At 66.0% G+C, this 16461-nt stretch carries 10 protein-coding genes and 3 pseudogenes; 7 read left to right on the plus strand and 6 right to left on the minus strand.

The genetic code is table 11. The features are described 5' to 3' along the window. Positions 1–9: 9 nt before the first annotated feature. Both ACYQ0R_RS05320 and ACYQ0R_RS05325 read right to left on the minus strand, forming a co-directional pair. Positions 10–3756, minus strand: a pseudogene (locus ACYQ0R_RS05320) (LAGLIDADG family homing endonuclease); the annotation flags it as partial. Continuing rightward, positions 3748–4350, minus strand: a pseudogene (locus ACYQ0R_RS05325) (ribonucleotide reductase N-terminal alpha domain-containing protein); the annotation flags it as partial. The pseudogenes ACYQ0R_RS05320 and ACYQ0R_RS05325, both read right to left, overlap by 9 nt. Before the next feature lie 448 nt (positions 4351–4798). On the opposite strand from ACYQ0R_RS05325, the gene ACYQ0R_RS05330 reads away from it, so the two are divergent. Next, complete coding sequence (locus ACYQ0R_RS05330; protein ID WP_459821386.1) at positions 4799–5011, plus strand: DUF8029 family protein; 213 nt, start codon at positions 4799–4801, stop codon at positions 5009–5011. Between the two features lie 17 nt (positions 5012–5028). Here ACYQ0R_RS05330 and ACYQ0R_RS05335 read toward each other — a convergent pair whose 3' ends face one another. After that, the gene (locus tag ACYQ0R_RS05335) at positions 5029–7503 is read right to left on the minus strand and encodes a heavy metal translocating P-type ATPase (protein ID WP_459821388.1); all 2475 of its coding nucleotides are present in this window, start codon (positions 7501–7503) and stop codon (positions 5029–5031) included. Positions 7504–7533: 30 nt separating this feature from the next. After that, positions 7534–7770: a DUF8131 family protein gene (locus ACYQ0R_RS05340; RefSeq protein WP_459821389.1), complete on the minus strand. Its 237-nt coding sequence runs from the start codon at positions 7768–7770 to the stop codon at positions 7534–7536. Between the two features lie 80 nt (positions 7771–7850). On the opposite strand from ACYQ0R_RS05340, the gene ACYQ0R_RS05345 reads away from it, so the two are divergent. The 6 genes and pseudogenes from ACYQ0R_RS05345 to ACYQ0R_RS05370 all read left to right on the plus strand — a co-directional run bounded on the left by ACYQ0R_RS05345 (position 7851) and on the right by ACYQ0R_RS05370 (position 12593). Continuing rightward, the gene (locus tag ACYQ0R_RS05345; RefSeq protein ID WP_459821391.1) at positions 7851–8054 is read left to right on the plus strand and encodes a hypothetical protein; all 204 of its coding nucleotides are present in this window, start codon (positions 7851–7853) and stop codon (positions 8052–8054) included. Positions 8055–8061: 7 nt separating this feature from the next. Beyond that, a pseudogene (locus ACYQ0R_RS05350) lies at positions 8062–8547 on the plus strand (cytochrome c oxidase subunit II); the annotation flags it as partial. Positions 8548–8663: 116 nt separating this feature from the next. Next, a complete protein-coding gene (locus ACYQ0R_RS05355; RefSeq protein ID WP_459821393.1) occupies positions 8664–10442 on the plus strand; it encodes a b(o/a)3-type cytochrome-c oxidase subunit 1 in 1779 nt (592 codons plus the stop codon). Further along, complete coding sequence (locus tag ACYQ0R_RS05360) at positions 10439–10654, plus strand: CbaC protein (protein WP_459821395.1); 216 nt, start codon at positions 10439–10441, stop codon at positions 10652–10654. Before ACYQ0R_RS05355 ends, ACYQ0R_RS05360 begins: the two co-directional genes overlap by 4 nt. 5 nt (positions 10655–10659) lie before the next feature. Further along, positions 10660–11370 carry a DUF7546 family protein gene (locus tag ACYQ0R_RS05365; protein WP_459821397.1) on the plus strand — a complete coding sequence of 237 codons (711 nt, stop codon included), beginning with the start codon at positions 10660–10662 and terminating at the stop codon, positions 11368–11370. Between the two features lie 740 nt (positions 11371–12110). Continuing rightward, complete coding sequence (locus ACYQ0R_RS05370) at positions 12111–12593, plus strand: DoxX family membrane protein (RefSeq protein WP_459821399.1); 483 nt, start codon at positions 12111–12113, stop codon at positions 12591–12593. 1013 nt (positions 12594–13606) lie between these two features. On the opposite strand, the gene pdxS is transcribed toward ACYQ0R_RS05370, so the two are convergent. After that, positions 13607–14515, minus strand: a complete 909-nt coding sequence (gene pdxS, locus ACYQ0R_RS05375; protein ID WP_459821401.1) for a pyridoxal 5'-phosphate synthase lyase subunit PdxS — start codon at positions 14513–14515, stop codon at positions 13607–13609. Between the two features lie 8 nt (positions 14516–14523). After that, on the minus strand, positions 14524–16440 hold the full coding sequence (locus ACYQ0R_RS05380) for an aldehyde ferredoxin oxidoreductase family protein (RefSeq protein WP_459821403.1): 1917 nt from the start codon (positions 16438–16440) through the stop codon (positions 14524–14526). Between the last annotated feature and the right edge of the window lie 21 nt (positions 16441–16461).

Genomic DNA, 16461 nt, shown 5'->3' on the forward strand with positions numbered 1-16461 from the left:
CCCGTCTTCCCACTCGTCGGCGTCGAGGCCCGTGTGGTGCTCGAACCAGTCGCGATACTCGGTCGGATCGGCGTACTTCGACTCCTCCCAGTCGTTGAACACGCCGCGGTCCTCGGCGAGCTCGTGGGATGTCAGCTTCGACTCGTGGTTGATGTGGGCCATCAGCTGGCGGGCGACCTCGTTGCCCTCCTCGGAGCCGTACCGGATACCGAGCTGGATGTACAGCTGGGCGAGCCCCATGATGCCGAGCCCGATCTTCCGCATGTCTCGGACCGTCTCCTCAATCTCCTCGACCGGGAAGTCCGACATCGTGACGACGTTCTCGAGGAAGCGCGTGCCGTAATCGATCCGCTCGTCGAACGCCTCGAAGTCGATCGCCTCCTCGAGGAACGCCTCGACGGCCGCCTCGTGGGAGTCGTACTCGTCGGCGTGCTCGGCCGACCAGACGCGCCAGTCCGGCGCGTCCAGATCCGCGAGCGTCGAGAGGTTGATGTGACCGAGGTTACAGGCCTCGTACTCCTCCAACGGTTGCTCACCACAGTTATGTGTCACTATTCCGTCAGATACGAACGAATGAGTCTCCGGCTCGGTTAGATCGAATACCGCTTCATAGCCGTCGTATTCCACAGATTCGACGGTTGCGGTGAACGATTCAGACCGCGGCCCTCGAACATACGAATTAATATGATTCTCGAGTTGTTGTGTCTTGTTCTCGAGCAGGAACCCGATCTCGTCACGGAACCTCACAAGGTTGTCTTTCGAGATGACGAGATCGTGGAACCCCTTAGTTTCGTATTGTTTCGTTCCACCGTTTCCGTCCGGAAGCTCGGTCGTTCCGGCGGACTTCCGCTCCTCGTAAATGTTGCTCGCAATACCGAAGTTCAACAGGAGCTTCTGAACCCTTTTCAACAGATCGAGGCTGGTGTTTGCGAGGCGAACCGTCCGGCCGTTCTCTTTCCCGCCTTGAACACTACCGTCCGCTGAAAACAGCGCACGCAAGAAGCCGCGGGCCATCTCTTCGCTACCACGCATCACGGCGTTCGGGAGTTGGAGTTTCTCCTCCACGAGCCCGAACTCCTCCGCGATCTCATACAGTCGGGTGGATCGGATTCGCTGTTCGACCGCCTGCGCTCCTCTGTAGTCATTGCCTCTGGATACCTCGTTCGCACTGATCCCGTAATCGGCGTTGCCGACCGGGTCTCGGACGACCGCGTTGACGTCATCCGCGAATTCGTCCGCGATCTCGACGTCCTCGTCGTAGAAGTTGAGGACGGCACGCTCCTCGCCGTGCTTGAGGTGACCGTCACCGACCATCCAGCCGAGCACACGACCTTCCGCGGCCGTTCCGTGCTGACCGAACGAGCCTTTCCGGTTCTGAACGTGGACCGTGTCGCCGGCGTCGAGATCACCCGCTTCGACCCAGCCATCGTCGGTCATGACGCGATGATCGGCCGTGAGACGGAGTTCGTACCCCTCCTCCGTCGTGAGTTTATAAACGTCCTTCTCGCCGGTTTTGTAGACGCTGCTCGCTTCCTTGAGCGTCTCCTCACTGAGACGACCGTCGACGACGACGTCGCGAGCAACGCCCTGCTCGTACAGTTCTTCGGCCTCGACGAGACCGTTTTCAGTACTGATCAGCGTGTCACCGGTGACACACGGATTCGTCGCGAGGATCCGGTGGTCCGGGTGCTCCTCCACATCGAACGAATGCTTCTTGTTTACCCGTTCGAGATAGATGACCCCGGGCTCGCCGTTCTCGTGGGCACCATCGATGATATGCTCCCACAGCTCGGCGGCGGGCACGGAGAGGACCTCGCCGACCTCGACGTGGTGACCCAGATCGAACATCTCGTACAGCTCTTTCGTCTCCGGGGTGGCGACGTGCGGCTCCTCCGTGCGGGGGTTGGTGAAGACGAACTCCTCGTCGTTGTACAGCGCCTCCATGAACTCGTCGGTGACGCCGACGCTGATGTTGAAGTTCGAGAGGTGCCCCTCGACCGCGTTTCGGAGATGCTCGGGAACCCGGCCCTCGTCGTCGATCAGCTCGCGAGCCTCCGCCAACGCGTCCTTAAACGAGTTGTGCGTGAAGTCGTCGGGGTCGTTCAGCCGCAGCGAGTGAGCCAGAGATACGTCCTTGTTCTTCGCGTGGATGAACTGGATGACGTCCGGATGGGAGACGCGCATGACGCCCATCTGCGCGCCGCGGCGCGCGCCGCCCTGTGCGATCGTTTCGCACATCTGGTCGAACGTGCGCATGAAGGTGATCGGTCCGGAGGCGATGCCCCCCGTCGAGCCGACGGAATCCCCGTACGGGCGGAGCTTCCAGAACGCATACCCCATACCGCCGCCGCTGTTGTGCGAGACGACCGAGTTTGCGACGTACTCGTGATCGTCGGCGACGGTAACGTCGTACACGGTGTCCGTACCGGCTTCCGTCACCGAGACGACCGACTGCTCCCAGGTCGATCCCGTCACGCGACCGACGTCTGTCGGCCGAGTCTCGGTGTCCTCGAGCGCGGCCGCAAGCGTCTCGGTGCGCTCGTCGACGAACCCGATCTCGTCGGCGAACGGGCGAAGCCCCTCGCGACCGACCGGCGCGACGGTGAAGTACTCGCGGTCGTCGTTGTCGCTCCAGTCCCATTTGTTCGCTGGAACGCCGACTCCGAGCAGGAGCTGTGCGACCTCGTCGATCAACGCCTCCGACGCGCTGTAGAGCCGCGGATACTTCTCCTTCGAGAGGGTGCCGTCGGCGGTGAACAGACCCCGGAGGAACGCGGCCGCGACGCCGCGGTCGGCGGCGTGTATCGCCTCCGGCACGGTCGCTTCGGCCGAGGAGGGCTTCGCATCTCCGAAGTTTGCGAGCCACCAGCGTTTGATCTCGTGGCTGTGGATCACGACCTCGTAACAGCCCTCGCTCCACGTCCAGTCCGCCCCGGTGTCGAACAGGTCACGCGTCAGCGTGTCGACGCGGTCGAGGACCTCGTCACGGGAGACGTGGAATCGGATCCCGTCCCGGTGGACCGAGCCGTCGCCGATCCAGAGCCCGACGAGTTCGGCCAGGTCGGCGGTCAGCTCCTCCGGTTGGCTGACCGTCTTTACGGGTTCACCGTTGGGTTCGAGCTCACGAGCGCGTCGGAGACCCCCGATCGTTGCGGCGGTGACATCGAGTTCGGCGGCGATCTCCCCGTCCGTCCGACCCGCCTCGTGCAGGCTCGCGAACGCGTCCTCGTCGAAGCTCCGGCCGGCCGGCCGACCGCCGTCCCCGTTCGCGGGGAGGCCGAGCTCGTCGGCCCGACGGCGCTGTACCGTCGAGGAGGAACAGTCGAGCCGCTCGGCGATCTCGTAATCGGAGTGGCCGTCCGCGTGGAGCGACGCGATAGCCTCGTTGGAGACGGTTCGTGCATCGGCCCAGCCGGCACCGCTCCGGACCGACTCGAGCTCGACCGGAGCGGTCGACTCCGGGAGCCAGCCGAGACGAACGGCGACCGTGTCTCCCGGTTCGACGTCGGCGAGTTCGGTCCACTCGCCGTCAACGAGCAGGCGGTGGTTCGGAGTGCCGGAGAGCCGAATGCCGCTTTCGGTTTCGAGTCGACGCGTCGGCGCGTCGTCGTACGCGTGGATCTCCTCGACCGGTCGGAACCGGTACCCAGCACCGTCGCGCTGAACGATCTCGTCTCCGGGTTCGACGTCGGCGATCGAGACCGTCCCCTTTCCGTCGACGTGGACGGTCGCGTCCGCGGTCAGACACTGGAACACCTCCGCGGCCTCCTTTGCGGTCTGGTGGATGTCGGTGATGTCGTCCGCCGGCGAGTCGACGAAACACGCGGAGAGCTGCTGAAGCTCGTCGCCCGCGTTCATCAGGGTCGGCGAGTTCGGCATAAAGGAAAGCGACTCCATCCCCTCGCGGAACCGCTCCGCGGTCTCCTCGACGTGCGCGCGGACCTCCGCAGGCAGCTCGGGGACGACCGTCTCGTAGGCGAACTTGTTGACGTTGTAGACGGAAAGCGTCGTCTCCGCGTCGTCCTCGGCGGTCGTGCCCGCGCCGAACACCTCCTCGGCGAGCTCGTCGCGACGGGGATGATCCGGCTTCAGCTGGTCCGGCGTGACGGTGATCTCGACGTCGCGCTTTTCGGCCTCGAAGACGGCCTCGGCGAGCGCGACGTTACGCGCGACGCGGACGAACAGCTCCTCGGGGTCTTCGACGGGCTCGCCGTCCGCGTTCTTCCGGAGGTAGCGCGCGGGGAGGATGTTGTGGTACGCGTTCCCCGTGAGACGCTCCTCGAGGGTGTCGCCGGTTGTTCGTTTGATCGGTCGTTCGAGCTCGTTTGCGGTGACGCCGTCGTTGCTCATTCGACGTCGACCCCGCTGTGTTGGCGTGTGGTTCGGCTCATGTATCCTGATGGTATACTGGCGAAGTGGACCTCTTTAGGGTTCCGTTCCCGGTCCAGTGGGCGTGAATCTGTCCGATTCGTTATCTGTTCATTCGCTCGCGTCACGGCACAGAATCGGTTCCGTTGGATCGTCAGGGGATACGCGAACATAAGCGTAGCTAGACCGGAGTGAAAGTGGTGTAGAGAGATCAGTATCGTGGGACGTAGACGTTGTCGCAGTAGAACAGATGGGGGGTTTAGGACGGTCGCTACCGATCCCGGTCGAGCATATCCGACCGCACTCTCCGGAATCGGCAACGAGAGAGGTTCACGGCCCAGACGCGAATATATAAGAAATATTATACACGCTCGAGTCGGGCGTTTCGCCGGCCCACAAGCTTATGCCCCCGGTAGGCATTTTGGTGTCCATGACCGACTCGCCGACCGCCGCGTTCGGAGCCGTCCCGTTACAGCCCGGCGTCGCCGCCGATCCCGTCGGCCAGCTGCTGATCGCGCTCGTCGTGATCGCGCTCGTCATCATCGTCGGCAAGTTCGTGCTCTCGCTGGCGTGGCGGCTCGTCTCCGTCGTGATCGTTATCGTCGCCGTCTGGTTCCTCCTGTCGACGGTGGGCGTGATCTAGCCGACCGCCCGGGAGCCTCACGCGTCTCGATACACCGGTCGTGCGGAGTTCGTCACGACGAGCACGCTGCTCGTCGCCATCGCGAGCGCGGCCAGGAGAGGGTTCAATAGCCCGGAGATAGCGAGCGGGATCGCGATCGCATTGTACACGAACGCCCACCCGAGATTCTGTCGGATCCGGCGACCGGTTCCGCGGGTGACGTCGAACAGCTCGGGGACCGCACCGAGGCGGTCCTCGAGGAGGATCGCGTCCGCCGCGTCCGCAGCGAGGTCCGTCCCGCTCGCGACCGAGATCCCGAGGTCGGCCGCCGCGAGCGCTGGCGCGTCGTTGCTGCCGTCGCCGACCATGGCAACTCGCTCCCGAGCGCCGAGCCGTCGAACCGTCTCGACTTTTCCCTCAGGCGGCACCTCCGCGAACACCTCGTCGACCGCCGCGTGCTCCTCGAATCGGCGGGCGGCGGCCGTCGAATCTCCCGTCAGCACCACGACGCGTTTCCCCCCGTCTGCGAGCTCCGAGACGACCGCGTCCCAGTCCGCCCGAAGCTCGTCGCCGACGACGACGACGCCGGCAACGACGCCGTCCCAGCCGGTAAACACCGGAACGCGACCGTTCCGCTCTGCTCGCTCAGCCGCCTCACGGACGCGTTCCGAGACCGTCCACTCCGCCCCGTCGAAAAGCGATCGGTGCCCCACGAGCGTCTCGTGGCCGTCCACGCGACCCCGCACGCCCTTATCGAGCACCTCGGCGTTCGTCGCGCTGGCGTTCGGCTCCGTCCGCACGTCGGTGCCCCCGTCGGTTGCCGGGTCGTCCCGGCCGGCAGCGACCGTATCGTCTCGGTCGAGACCGATGGCGTCGGCTCCACTTCCGGCCACCGCGCCGGCCGCATCAGCCGCCGAGACGATCGCCTCCGCGACCGGGTGAACCGACGCCCGCTCGACGACGGCAGCGCGTTCGAGAACGTCACGGCGCGAGCACCCGTCTCCCGACGCGCGAGGCGGATCCTCGCCGACGATCACGTCCAGCACGTGCATCTCTCCGTCGGTGAGCGTTCCCGTCTTGTCGAACACGACCGTCTCGACGTCGTCGGCTTCCTCGAACACCGCGTCCGAGACGATCACGATCCCGCGGCGGGCCGCGTCGCGGATGCCGGCGGCGACCGCGAGCGGCGTCGCGAGTCCAAGCGCACACGGACACGAGACGATGAGCACGGTGAGACTCACGAGTGCCGCGGTCGTCGGCGACGCCCCCGTCGCGAGCAACACCCCGCCCACGACGGCCGCGACCGCGATCACGAGCGGGACGAACACGGTCGCCAGTTTGTCGACGAGCCGCTGCACGCCGGACCGTGAGCTTTGGATATCCCACAGCAGCCGGACCAGCGTGTCGAGTGTGCTCGACGCCTCCTCGCCGACCTCGACGACGATCGGTGCGTCCGCAACGACGGTGCCGCCGCGAACCGCGTCGCCGACGCGTTTCGTCGTCGGGAGCGACTCCCCCGTGACGAGCGCCTCGTCCACGGCGGCGGTCCCCTCGATCACGGTGCCGTCGAACGGTACGCGCTCGCCCGGCCGAACGAGGAGGTGGTCGTGCGGCTCGACGTCGTCGGCCGGGGCCTCTACACCGGAGGCGCGTCGGACCGTTCGCTCGGTCGCGGTCGTGAGCTCCGACAGCGCCCCCGTCGCACGCCGTTTGATCAGCGCCTCGTAGTGGTTACCCGCGACGACGACGAGGATGACGGCGATCGTGACGTCGAAGTACAGGTCGGTTCGGCCGATGAGCATGGCGAGCGTGCTGTACGCGTACGAACTCACCGCCGCCAGCGACACGAGCAGATCCATGTTCGGCTGGCGGGCGCGGAGGCTCACGTACGCGCCGCGGAGGATCGGGAATCCGGTGTAGAACAACACGATCGAGGAGAACACCCAGATGTGTGCGAACAGGTACAGTCCGTCGAAGCCGCCGAGGTCGATGAGGGGGTCGTAGCCGAAGTACGTGGGATACAGGAACACCACGTACCACAGCATCGCCATCATCCCGAAGAATCCGCCGCCGATGAGGAATCTGACCACCTCGACGTCGTCACCCTCCGGCTCGGGGTTCGCCCTGTCGCTCGCGGTGTAGCCGGCGACGGAGAGTCGTTCGGGCAGCTCCTCGGCGGTCACGCGGTCGGGGTCGTAGTCGACTCGAATCGTGTCGGTAGCGTAGCTCGCCTCTGCGGCCGCGACGCCGTCCTGTTTGCCGGCCGTCAGCTCGAGAAACGACTCACAGGTCGCACAATGCATCCCGTCGACGTGGAGGAACGTCGTCTCCCCGTCGAACGCGTCGGGCGGAGTCGACTCCGGCGTTCGGTCGTCGACCGCCTCGATGTCGTCGACGTCGTCGAGCGAGCGAGCGACTGCGAGACAGCCGCGACAGCAGAACTCGCCGTCGACGTCGGGGGCCGTGTGCGGGTCCGGATCGGTCGGAAGGTCACAGAGGGTGCAGTTCGACATTGAGCGGGTGCGGGCGATTCGGACGTACCGCTACGCGTTCGGAGCGTCCTCGCTCGCGCCGTCCCCGCTCGTACCGTCGTCGTCCAGTCCGAGACCGCCGCCGGTCGCGATCCGGAGGCTGAGGTAGATGAGCAGAACGTTGACCGCCGCGACCGCGATGAGCACGTCGGCACGTGCGCTCGCGTACGCGACGATGGGTACGAGCGCGGCCAGCGGAAGCAACACCACCCGCTGAAGAGACGGATCCATGAAGGCTCCACGGGTCATACACTCATGTATGTTCGGGTGGTTTTTCAGCGTTCGGGAACGCCTGTGTATTATATATTTGGAGCCGTAGAAAGACACGCATGAGTCGCAACGAGAACGTGCAGGCCTCCGTCAACGATCTCGGCGACGTCGACGATGTCGACGACGTTGCCGACGGCACAGAAGAGTTCGATCCGGTCGGAACCCTCGCGTTGATCCTCGTGTACTTCGCCATCCTCACGGTCGCCTGGGTGTACGTCTACTTCATCGAGTTTCTTAGTCGAGATCTCGTCATCGTTGGGTGATCCATAGATGCATGTCCACGCATACGAGAAGATCTGGCTCGCGCTGGCGGTTATCCTGATCCTCCTGCTCATCGGGAGCGTCACGTATGGGGCCGTCGGCCCGGGCGTCGCGATGGTGTCCGACCAGCAGGACACCCTCGATCCGGAGGCGCTCGACGAGGACGACCGCTTCGCCGAGCCGCGGGTCGAACAGGTCGGTGAAAACGAGTACGCGGCGTACGTCGTCGCCTATCAGTTCGACTTCGATCCGGATCCGATCGTCGTGCCCGAGAACAGTCGAGTGACGTTCTACGTCACCTCGCCGGACGTCATCCACGGGTTCGAAGTCGTTGGCACGAACGCGAACACGATGGTGATCCCCGGTGAGGTCGCGGAGATAACCGTCGAAGCCAACGAACCCCGCGAGTACGGTATCGTCTGTAACGAGTACTGCGGGGCGGCACATCACGCGATGGAAGGGAAGCTCGAAGTCGTTCCCCAAGCGGAGTACGATCGGATGACCGAGGAGAACGACGAAGCGAGCATGAGCGACGAAGCGAGCATGAGCGACGAAGCGAGCATGAGCGACGAAGCGAGCATGAACGACGAGAGCGACGACGGGGGTGACGCATGAGTTCGGCGATCGAGGCGGAGCCAACGTTCGTCGATAAGTTCCCCGAGGAGGCACGGCTAGTCCGCGCCGCGTTCCTGGGGTCGTTCCTCGCGCTCGCGTTGGGGGCAGTCTTCGGGATCATCCAGACGCTTCACCGGACGGGGATCGCCCGACCGTTCAGCTCCGTCGACTACTACACGTTCCTCACGGCCCACGGCGTGTTCCTCGTCATCTCCTTTACGATCTTCTTCCTCGTCGGACTGTTCACGTGGGCGGTCGTGCGCAGTCTCGACCGGTCGCTCGTCAACATCAAGATCACGTGGACGTGGTACGGGCTGATGTCGGTCGGGATGACGATGACCGGCGTCGCCATCCTCGCCGGGTTCACGGGAGCGATCGATATGAGCGCAGACGTGCTGTTCACCTTCTACGCGCCACTACAGGCGCATCCGCTGTTTTATGCGGGGCTCGCCGTGTTCATCGTCGGGACGTGGATCGCCGGCGCGGACTGGTTCCGGGCGTGGCTCGCGTGGCGCGATGAGAACCCGAACGAGCGGATCCCGCTGCAGACGTTCATGGTGTTGACGACGATGATCATGTGGTACATCGCCACCTCCGCGATCGCCGTCGCCGTGCTCGTCTTCCTGCTGCCGTGGTCGCTCGGTTTGATCGAGCAGGTGAATCCGACGCTGACCCGGACCCTGTTCTGGTTCTTCGGCCACCCGGTCGTGTACTTCTGGCTCATGCCGGCGTACCTCCTCTGGTACACCGTCCTGCCGAAGATCGCCGGCGGGCGACTGTTCAGCGATCCGCTGGCTCGCGTCGTCTTCATCCTCTTCCTGCTGCTTTCGACCCCGGTCGGGATCCACCACCAGTACCTCGATCCCGGCATCGCGGAAGGGTTCAAGTTCATCTCGATGACGAACACGATGTTCCTGCTGCTCCCGAGTCTGCTGACGGCGTTCACCGTCGTCGCCAGCGTCGAGTACGGCGCGCGAAAACGCGGCGGCACCGGGATCTTCGGCTGGCTCACCTCGCTACCGTGGCGGAACCCGGCGTTCACCGGGATGATGCTCGCCGGCCTGATGTTCGCCGCGGGCGGCTTCTCCGGCATGGTCAACGCCGGCCTGAACATCAACTACATGGTCCACAACACGCTGTGGGTCCCCGGCCACTTCCACCTCACCGTCGGCACCGCGGTCGCGTTGACGTTCATGGCGGCGACGTACTGGCTCTGGCCGCAGCTGTCGAACAAGCCGCTGTACAGCAAACCGATCGCTCTGTTCCAGGTCGTGTTGTGGTTCATCGGCATGGCGCTGATGTCGAACGCGATGCACGCACAGGGGCTGCTCGGCGTGCCTCGCCGAACGGCGGAGCCGGAGTACACCGGCTTCGACTACCCGCTCGCGTTCGGCGGGTTCGAGGAGCTGAATATCCAGATCGCCATCGGCGGAGCGCTGCTTTTCATCTCGACGGTGCTTTTCTTGGGCAACGTCGTCCTCACGATGGGGAACCCCAAGGTGTCCGGGCTCGCGGAGCCGCTCCCGCCGGCGCTGTCGGGACCGGCAGACGCGCCGAAAGTGCTCGATAACCTCCGGCTCTGGGTCGGCGTCGCGGTCGTCCTCGTCGTTCTCGCGTACGCGCTGCCGATCGTGGGAATCGTCTCACGCGGCGGGCTGTTCGGCCCCGGCGGCAGCGCGTTCCCGGTGTGGATCGACGTCGCGAGCGGGTGGGCTGATGTCGGGAGCGCGTGGATCGACGAACGCGTCGCGTGGCTCGCGGGGGTGATCGGATGAGCGTCGACATCTCGCGTGGCGGGATGTTCGTCGCGCTCGCGGTGTTCGGCGTGATCGCCTACGAGCTCCGGACGGTCGCCGACATGCTCGGGTTGAGCCTGCCGCTGATCCCGTACATGGCGGCCGTGTTCGTGCTCGCCGGGATCGTCGTGTGGCTCGTCGCGCTCAAGGGCGGCTGGCGGACGGAGCCGGAGGCGGACGAGGCGGCCTGATCCGGATGGCGACGGCGACCGACGCGACCGACCGCGTTCCCACACGCCTCCGCGGAGCCAGGGGTGCGGCATATCTCGGCGGGCTCGCCGGGTCGCTCGCGATGCTCGCGTACCTCGTCGTGCTCGTCGGCTATCTGGCGACGACCGGGACCGAGGTGATCGACCCGAGTCGGGCGATGTATCCCGCCGTGTGGTTCTCGCTGTCGGCGGCGGCGCTCGGGGCCGCCTTCGGAGCGCCGGACGCGACGACGGGTGAGGGCGCGACGCGGAGCGCTCGCTGGCCCGTCGCCGTCGGCGTCGGCTACGTGCTTCTGTTGGCGGGCGTGAGCGGCGGGCTCTCGATCGGCGTCGTGGGAACCGGGCTCTCCGTCTCCGGCGGCCTTCCGGGGTGGGGGCCGGTCGTCGTCGCGGACCTCCTCGTCGCCAGCGCGATCGTCGTCCCGTTCCAGACGACCGGCTACGTGGTGCTCGGCGCGCTGCTCGTGCGGGCACTGGCCGCGACGGCCGGGTCGCTTCTCGCCGGCGTGGTCGGGCTGTTCACCTGTGCCGGCTGCGTGCTGCCGGTCGTCGCCGCGGTGGCGTCCGCCGGGAGCGTGCCGCTTCTCGCCGGCGGGCTCTCCTACGCCGTCTCAACGGTCGCGTTCGCGGTGACGGCTGTCGTTCTCGTCGGCGTCATCGTGCGGGAACGGACGGGCCGCGACCGGTGTGAGCTGTGACCCGTCGTGAGCAGTGGGACCGATCGGCTCGGTCCGTGTTATACTCCTTCATTCACCCACAATTATATCAATAATGAAGGTGTTTATCAACTCGATCGCAGATGAGTAAGCAACCCGCGGAACGAACGCTGCAGTCGGAGCTATTCGGGCGTGACGTACGATTCAACTACTCGGAGACGTGGCTCGCGTACTCGATGCTCGGGTTACGGAAAGTCAAGGAGAAAGCCTCGCCGTTCACGGCGGGGATGAATCCGACAACACGGCCACAACCGCCGGAATTAAGCCTCTCGACAGCGTCTTGGTGGGTAAGCACAACGGGCAAAAACTGGTGGTTGGATTGGGGTCCGCCCGGGTGACGAAGGCCACCACACCGTTCCCGAGAGGGCGTCTCCGAGGCCGTGGCAACACGGCAGGCAAAAAGCGACCCTCGCCCGCTTGTGCCTGTCCACCGTGGCACGAAGGGCAGGCAGGCCGATGGCACGGCCCGTGCCCGGACGCAGGGAAACTTGCGACTGGGGGCATCCCCGCCGTCTCTCCGAGACGAACGGGATGCACGGTGCAAGCGGATACCGCGTCCGAATGGACGCCGAATACGCCACACCCCTCGCGGGGCCGACGTATCGCGCACGAACCCGGTATCGCCTCGCCGGATCCCGTTCGGCAGGCGAGAAGTTGCCAGCGGGGACGTAGGACCGGCCTGCTGTCCCACGTTGGAATCCTCGCGCTTCAGCGCGGGGAGGATGTCAAGTCTCGTGATCGCGTGGGTGTTCCTCCAGGCCGGGCTGTCGAAACTGCTCGAAGGCGGGATCGGTGACCCGCTCGCGTGGTCGTCGGCCGGGTTCTTACAGAACGCGGTGGCCGACGCGAACCCGCTGCAGGGGCTGTTCCTCTGGTTCGGGAACTACGCCGCGGTCATCGACCCGCTCGTGATCTTCGGACAGATCCTGATCGGGCTCGCGCTGCTTTTCGGCGCGCTCTTCCGCTTTGCCGCGCTGATGGGCGCGATCCAGATGTCGATGTTCTGGACTGCGGCGTGGGAGGGCGGTCTGATGGAGGGGTTCCCCGTCGAGAACGGCTACTTCATCGACAGCTCGTTCGTGTACATGCTCCTGCTGTTCGGGCTCGGTGCGTGGGGCGCCGGCCGGATCCTCGGCGTCGACCGCGTGTTGGAGGAGACGGCGATCGTGGAGTCGAACCCGTGGCTGCGCTACCTGCTCGGATGAACGCTGCACGAGTCCGGTGAATCGAACGAATCCCCGCTGACCGACCCACCGAACCCGCTGGACGACCGACACGGATCCCGATCCAGTGCCCGATATCGGGCGTATATTGCGCATACGAGAATCGATGCGCAGTTTATAAAGGTGTACTCGGTGCGGGGAGGAGTGGTATATAAGTGATCGATGGAGAGGAGACTCCCTCGGAAGCCCCAGCCGCGACGGCTCGCGCGGCTCGCTGCGCGCTTCAGTCGCTTTGCTCCCTGCAGTGCTTGCGTCGCCGTGCGTCGCCCTCGCGGCTGCCCCTTCCAGTCCCACCCGACCGTCCCGCAGCCTCGGACCGCCCCAGCCTCGACCGGAGGGGCCGCCGGAACCTCGGCGGCCCCTCCGGTCTCCCTCGCGCGCTCGCTCACGGCTTCGCCGTTCGCATCCGAGGGCTCCCTCCGGTCGCCCTCGCGACTCGCGGGCCGCTGGCCCGCTCGCGGCGCGCGCCACCGCAACCACACCGCAGAGCATGATTCGTTTATAAGCTGACGGCGGGCGGTCGGCGCGCGCCTCCGAGCGCCCGTTGAGGGCGCGAGGAGCGCGTGCGAGGGAGTCGTCGCCGAAGGCGACGACGAGGCTGGGGAGGCGCGAGGTGCGGTTGCGGTGCGGTCGGGTGGGGTTGAAAGGGGCAGTCGGGAGGCGGGCGCAGGCGACGTAAGCACTGCAGGGAGCGAAGCGACCGAAGCGCGCAGCAAGCGTGCGCCCGCCTCCCGGCTGGGGCTTTCGGATCGTTCGTCGCGGAGCTATCGCTCTCGCGACTCACTTATAAATGAACACCAACCCCTCCACGGTATCGCTTATAAACCCCTCATCCACCCTCGTGAGCGACGTACGCCCGAGATCGATCGCTACGGGGTCTGGATTGACCGCGGCCGAGTCAGAAAGCGTCGTTCTCTACGGTTTCAGTCAGGAACCCATCACGTCGGAAACCGGATCACCGTCGACAAGACACGGAGCACTCGACGTTCGGAGCGCTAGACGCCGCGACCCTGTAGCCGCTCTTCGTCAGGGATCGAGTCGTTGGACTGCCCTTTCATCCCTTTGCCGATTCCGGACGCGATGTCTGCCAGCTCGTCGGGGTCGTCCCAGTTGTTGACGGCCTCGACGATCGCCTCGCCCATTTCGACGGGGTCCTCCGCGCCGAAGATCCCCGACCCCACGAAGATGCCGTCACAGCCGTGGTACATCATGAGCGCCGCGTCCGCCGGCGTCGCGATCCCGCCCGCAGCGAAGTTAACGACGGGGAGTCGACCGGCCTCTGCGGTTTCGTGTACGAGGTCACGGGGCGCGCCGTGTTCGCGTGCCCACTGCTCACGCTCCTCGTGATTGAGGCCGGTCAGCTCGCGGATCTGGCGTTTCATCGTCCGCTGATGTTGAACCGCCTGATTCACGTCGCCGGTACCCGCCTCGCCCTTCGTGCGGATCATCGCCGCGCCCTCGTTGATCCGGCGAAGCGCCTCCGGGAGGTTGCGTGCACCGCAGACGAACGGCGACGTGAACCCTCGCTTATCGATGTGGAAGTCGTCGTCGGCTGGAGTGAGCACCTCGGACTCGTCGATCATGTCGACGCCGAGCGACTCGAGGATCTCCGCTTCTTTCCGGTGGCCGATCCGGGATTTCCCCATCACCGGGATCGACACCTCGTCGATGATCTCGGTGACGTTCGTGGGGTCTGGCATCCGGGCGACGCCGCCACGCTTCCGAATGTCCGCCGGGACCGCCTCCAGCGCCATCACTGCGACCGCGCCCGCGTCCTCCGCGACCCGGGCCTGCTCGCGGGTGACGACGTCCATGATAACACCGCCCTTCTGCATCCGAGCGAAGCCGCGCTTGACCAGCTCAGTCCCTCGTTTCAGCTCCTCCAGATCGGTGGCCTCTGGCATGTAACTCGTTAGGGGCGGCGGCCACTTAACGGGTTGCTTTCGGCCCCAGCAGGCGTCTCCGTACCGTCGTCGGCAACGTTGCCGAGATCCAGTCGGTCGAGCGTTGCCGTCGTTGGGATCCCCTCGTCGGTCCACCCGCGGGCCTCGTAGTAGGCGTCGAGCAGTCTGTCGAGCTCCGCCGGGTCGACCCGGCTGCCCGCCGCGGGGCCGTCCTCGATTGGCTCCGAGAGCGCCTCCGGCAGGACGTCGTCGTCCCGGTCGACTCCCTCGCGAACGTTGAACAGCCGGATGAGCGTCCAGATCCGCTCCCCGCAGCGCCGGAGTTCCTCCGCCTTCCTCGGGAGCGAAACGTCAGTCGTCTCGGCCGCCGCCGCAGTGAACGCCGCGCCACAATCCCGCCACATCGTCTCGCCCGCGAAGTCGTCCGCAACGAGACTCCAGAGGATCGAACGGATCTCCTGTGCAGTGATCACCGCGCTCACCCGGTCGTCTCTGTCCCACGCCTCGAAGATCTCCTCCTCGATCGGCCGCGCTCGACGGTGACAGCCGCCACGATCGCTGGTCGCGTACGCGAGCGCCATTCCGTCTGCCGCGCGTGGGTCGTAGGACGGCAGCTCCATCGATTTGACCGTCGGAATCGCGTCGGTGTCGAACCGCTCGCTCGCGACGTCGACGCCCTCCCGAAGCGCGTCGAGAATGGCTGGCTCGATCCCGGTGTCCGGGCCGTCATCATCGGTGTCCGGGCCGTCATCATCGGTGTCCGGGCCGTCATTATCGGTGTCCGGGCCGTCATTATCGGTGTCGGGAGACCCCGTCGCGATCGCCTCGATGAGTCCACGTGCTGTATCGGGGTCACCGAAGCGTACGTCGACGTCGATGACGCCGGCGTCGCTCGCGTGGACGAGCCACGCGACCGCACTGCCGGCGCTGATGACGTCGATCCCGAGCCGGTCACACAGCTCGCCGAGCGCCGCGACCGCATCGAAGTCGTCGACGCCGAGGCCAGCGCCGAGCGTCATCGGCGCGGCTCCTCGCGGGACGGTTTCGCCCTCCTCCGTCTCGATTTTGAACCCGCCGGGGACGGGATCCTCCGGGCGCTCCCGACCGACCGCCGCCGATTTCGCGGCATCGATCCCGACGTCGTCCGCCCCCGAAAACTGACCCGACTGCCACCCCTCGGTCGCGAGCGCGCCCACCTCGTTGACGAAGTCGACGGTTTCGAGCGTCTCACCCGACGCCTGCCAGCGCCCGGTGTCGTCGTCCGCGTAGCGCTCCGCGTACACCTCACGGAGCGTAGCGAGCGTTTCGTTCGGTGGCTCTGCCTCGGGTCCACGTGCTACGACGGCTTTCAGACGTTTCGCGCCCATCACCGCCCCTGCCCCGCCACGGCCGGCATGGTGGTCGCCGCCGTCGCTGGCGATCGTCGCGTATCGGACGCCGTTCTCGCCCGCGGGGCCGGGACAGGCGACGGCTGCGTCCGGATACGCCTCGGCGGTCGTGACCGTGTCTTCGCCCCACGTCTCGGCGGGGAGGATCGTCCCGGAGCCGTCCTCGATCTCGATCCGGACGGGCTCGTCGCTCGTACCCGTGACCAGCAGCGCGAGGCAGTCGTCGAGGCTTCCGGCAAGCCGGCTCGCAAACGATCCCCCGGCGTACGAGTCGAGAAACAGTCCCGTCAGCGGGGATTTCGTTACGGCCGCATAACGGGGCTCGCCCGGCAGCGACCCCGAGAGCGGCCCGACACAGAACGCAAGGAGGTTCGCCGGACCGAGCGGATCGGCTCCTGCCTCGAGCTCCTCGTAGAGATATCGCGCACCGATCCCCTTGCCACCGACGAATCGCTGGCGCCAGCGTTCGGGAACGCGCTCTCGTTCCACGGTTCCCGCCGAGAGGTCGGCCCTGAGGACGTGGGTTCGGCCGGCCATCATTCGTCGACGCTTGGAGGC

The organism is Halorubrum luteum, from assembly GCF_054652935.1.

Excerpts from the sequence above, each read along its gene's own strand:
- ACYQ0R_RS05355 (WP_459821393.1), top strand. The coding sequence starts at position 8,664 with ATGAGTTCGGCGATCGAGGCGGAGCCAACGTTCGTCGATAAGTTCCCC.
- ACYQ0R_RS05345 (WP_459821391.1), top strand. The coding sequence starts at position 7,851 with ATGAGTCGCAACGAGAACGTGCAGGCCTCCGTCAACGATCTCGGCGAC.
- ACYQ0R_RS05370 (WP_459821399.1), top strand. The coding sequence starts at position 12,111 with ATGTCAAGTCTCGTGATCGCGTGGGTGTTCCTCCAGGCCGGGCTGTCG.
- ACYQ0R_RS05330 (WP_459821386.1), top strand. The coding sequence starts at position 4,799 with ATGACCGACTCGCCGACCGCCGCGTTCGGAGCCGTCCCGTTACAGCCC.
- ACYQ0R_RS05380 (WP_459821403.1), bottom strand. The coding sequence starts at position 16,440 with ATGGCCGGCCGAACCCACGTCCTCAGGGCCGACCTCTCGGCGGGAACC.
- ACYQ0R_RS05335 (WP_459821388.1), bottom strand. The coding sequence starts at position 7,503 with ATGTCGAACTGCACCCTCTGTGACCTTCCGACCGATCCGGACCCGCAC.
- ACYQ0R_RS05360 (WP_459821395.1), top strand. The coding sequence starts at position 10,439 with ATGAGCGTCGACATCTCGCGTGGCGGGATGTTCGTCGCGCTCGCGGTG.
- ACYQ0R_RS05340 (WP_459821389.1), bottom strand. The coding sequence starts at position 7,770 with ATGACCCGTGGAGCCTTCATGGATCCGTCTCTTCAGCGGGTGGTGTTG.
- ACYQ0R_RS05365 (WP_459821397.1), top strand. The coding sequence starts at position 10,660 with ATGGCGACGGCGACCGACGCGACCGACCGCGTTCCCACACGCCTCCGC.
- pdxS (WP_459821401.1), bottom strand. The coding sequence starts at position 14,515 with ATGCCAGAGGCCACCGATCTGGAGGAGCTGAAACGAGGGACTGAGCTG.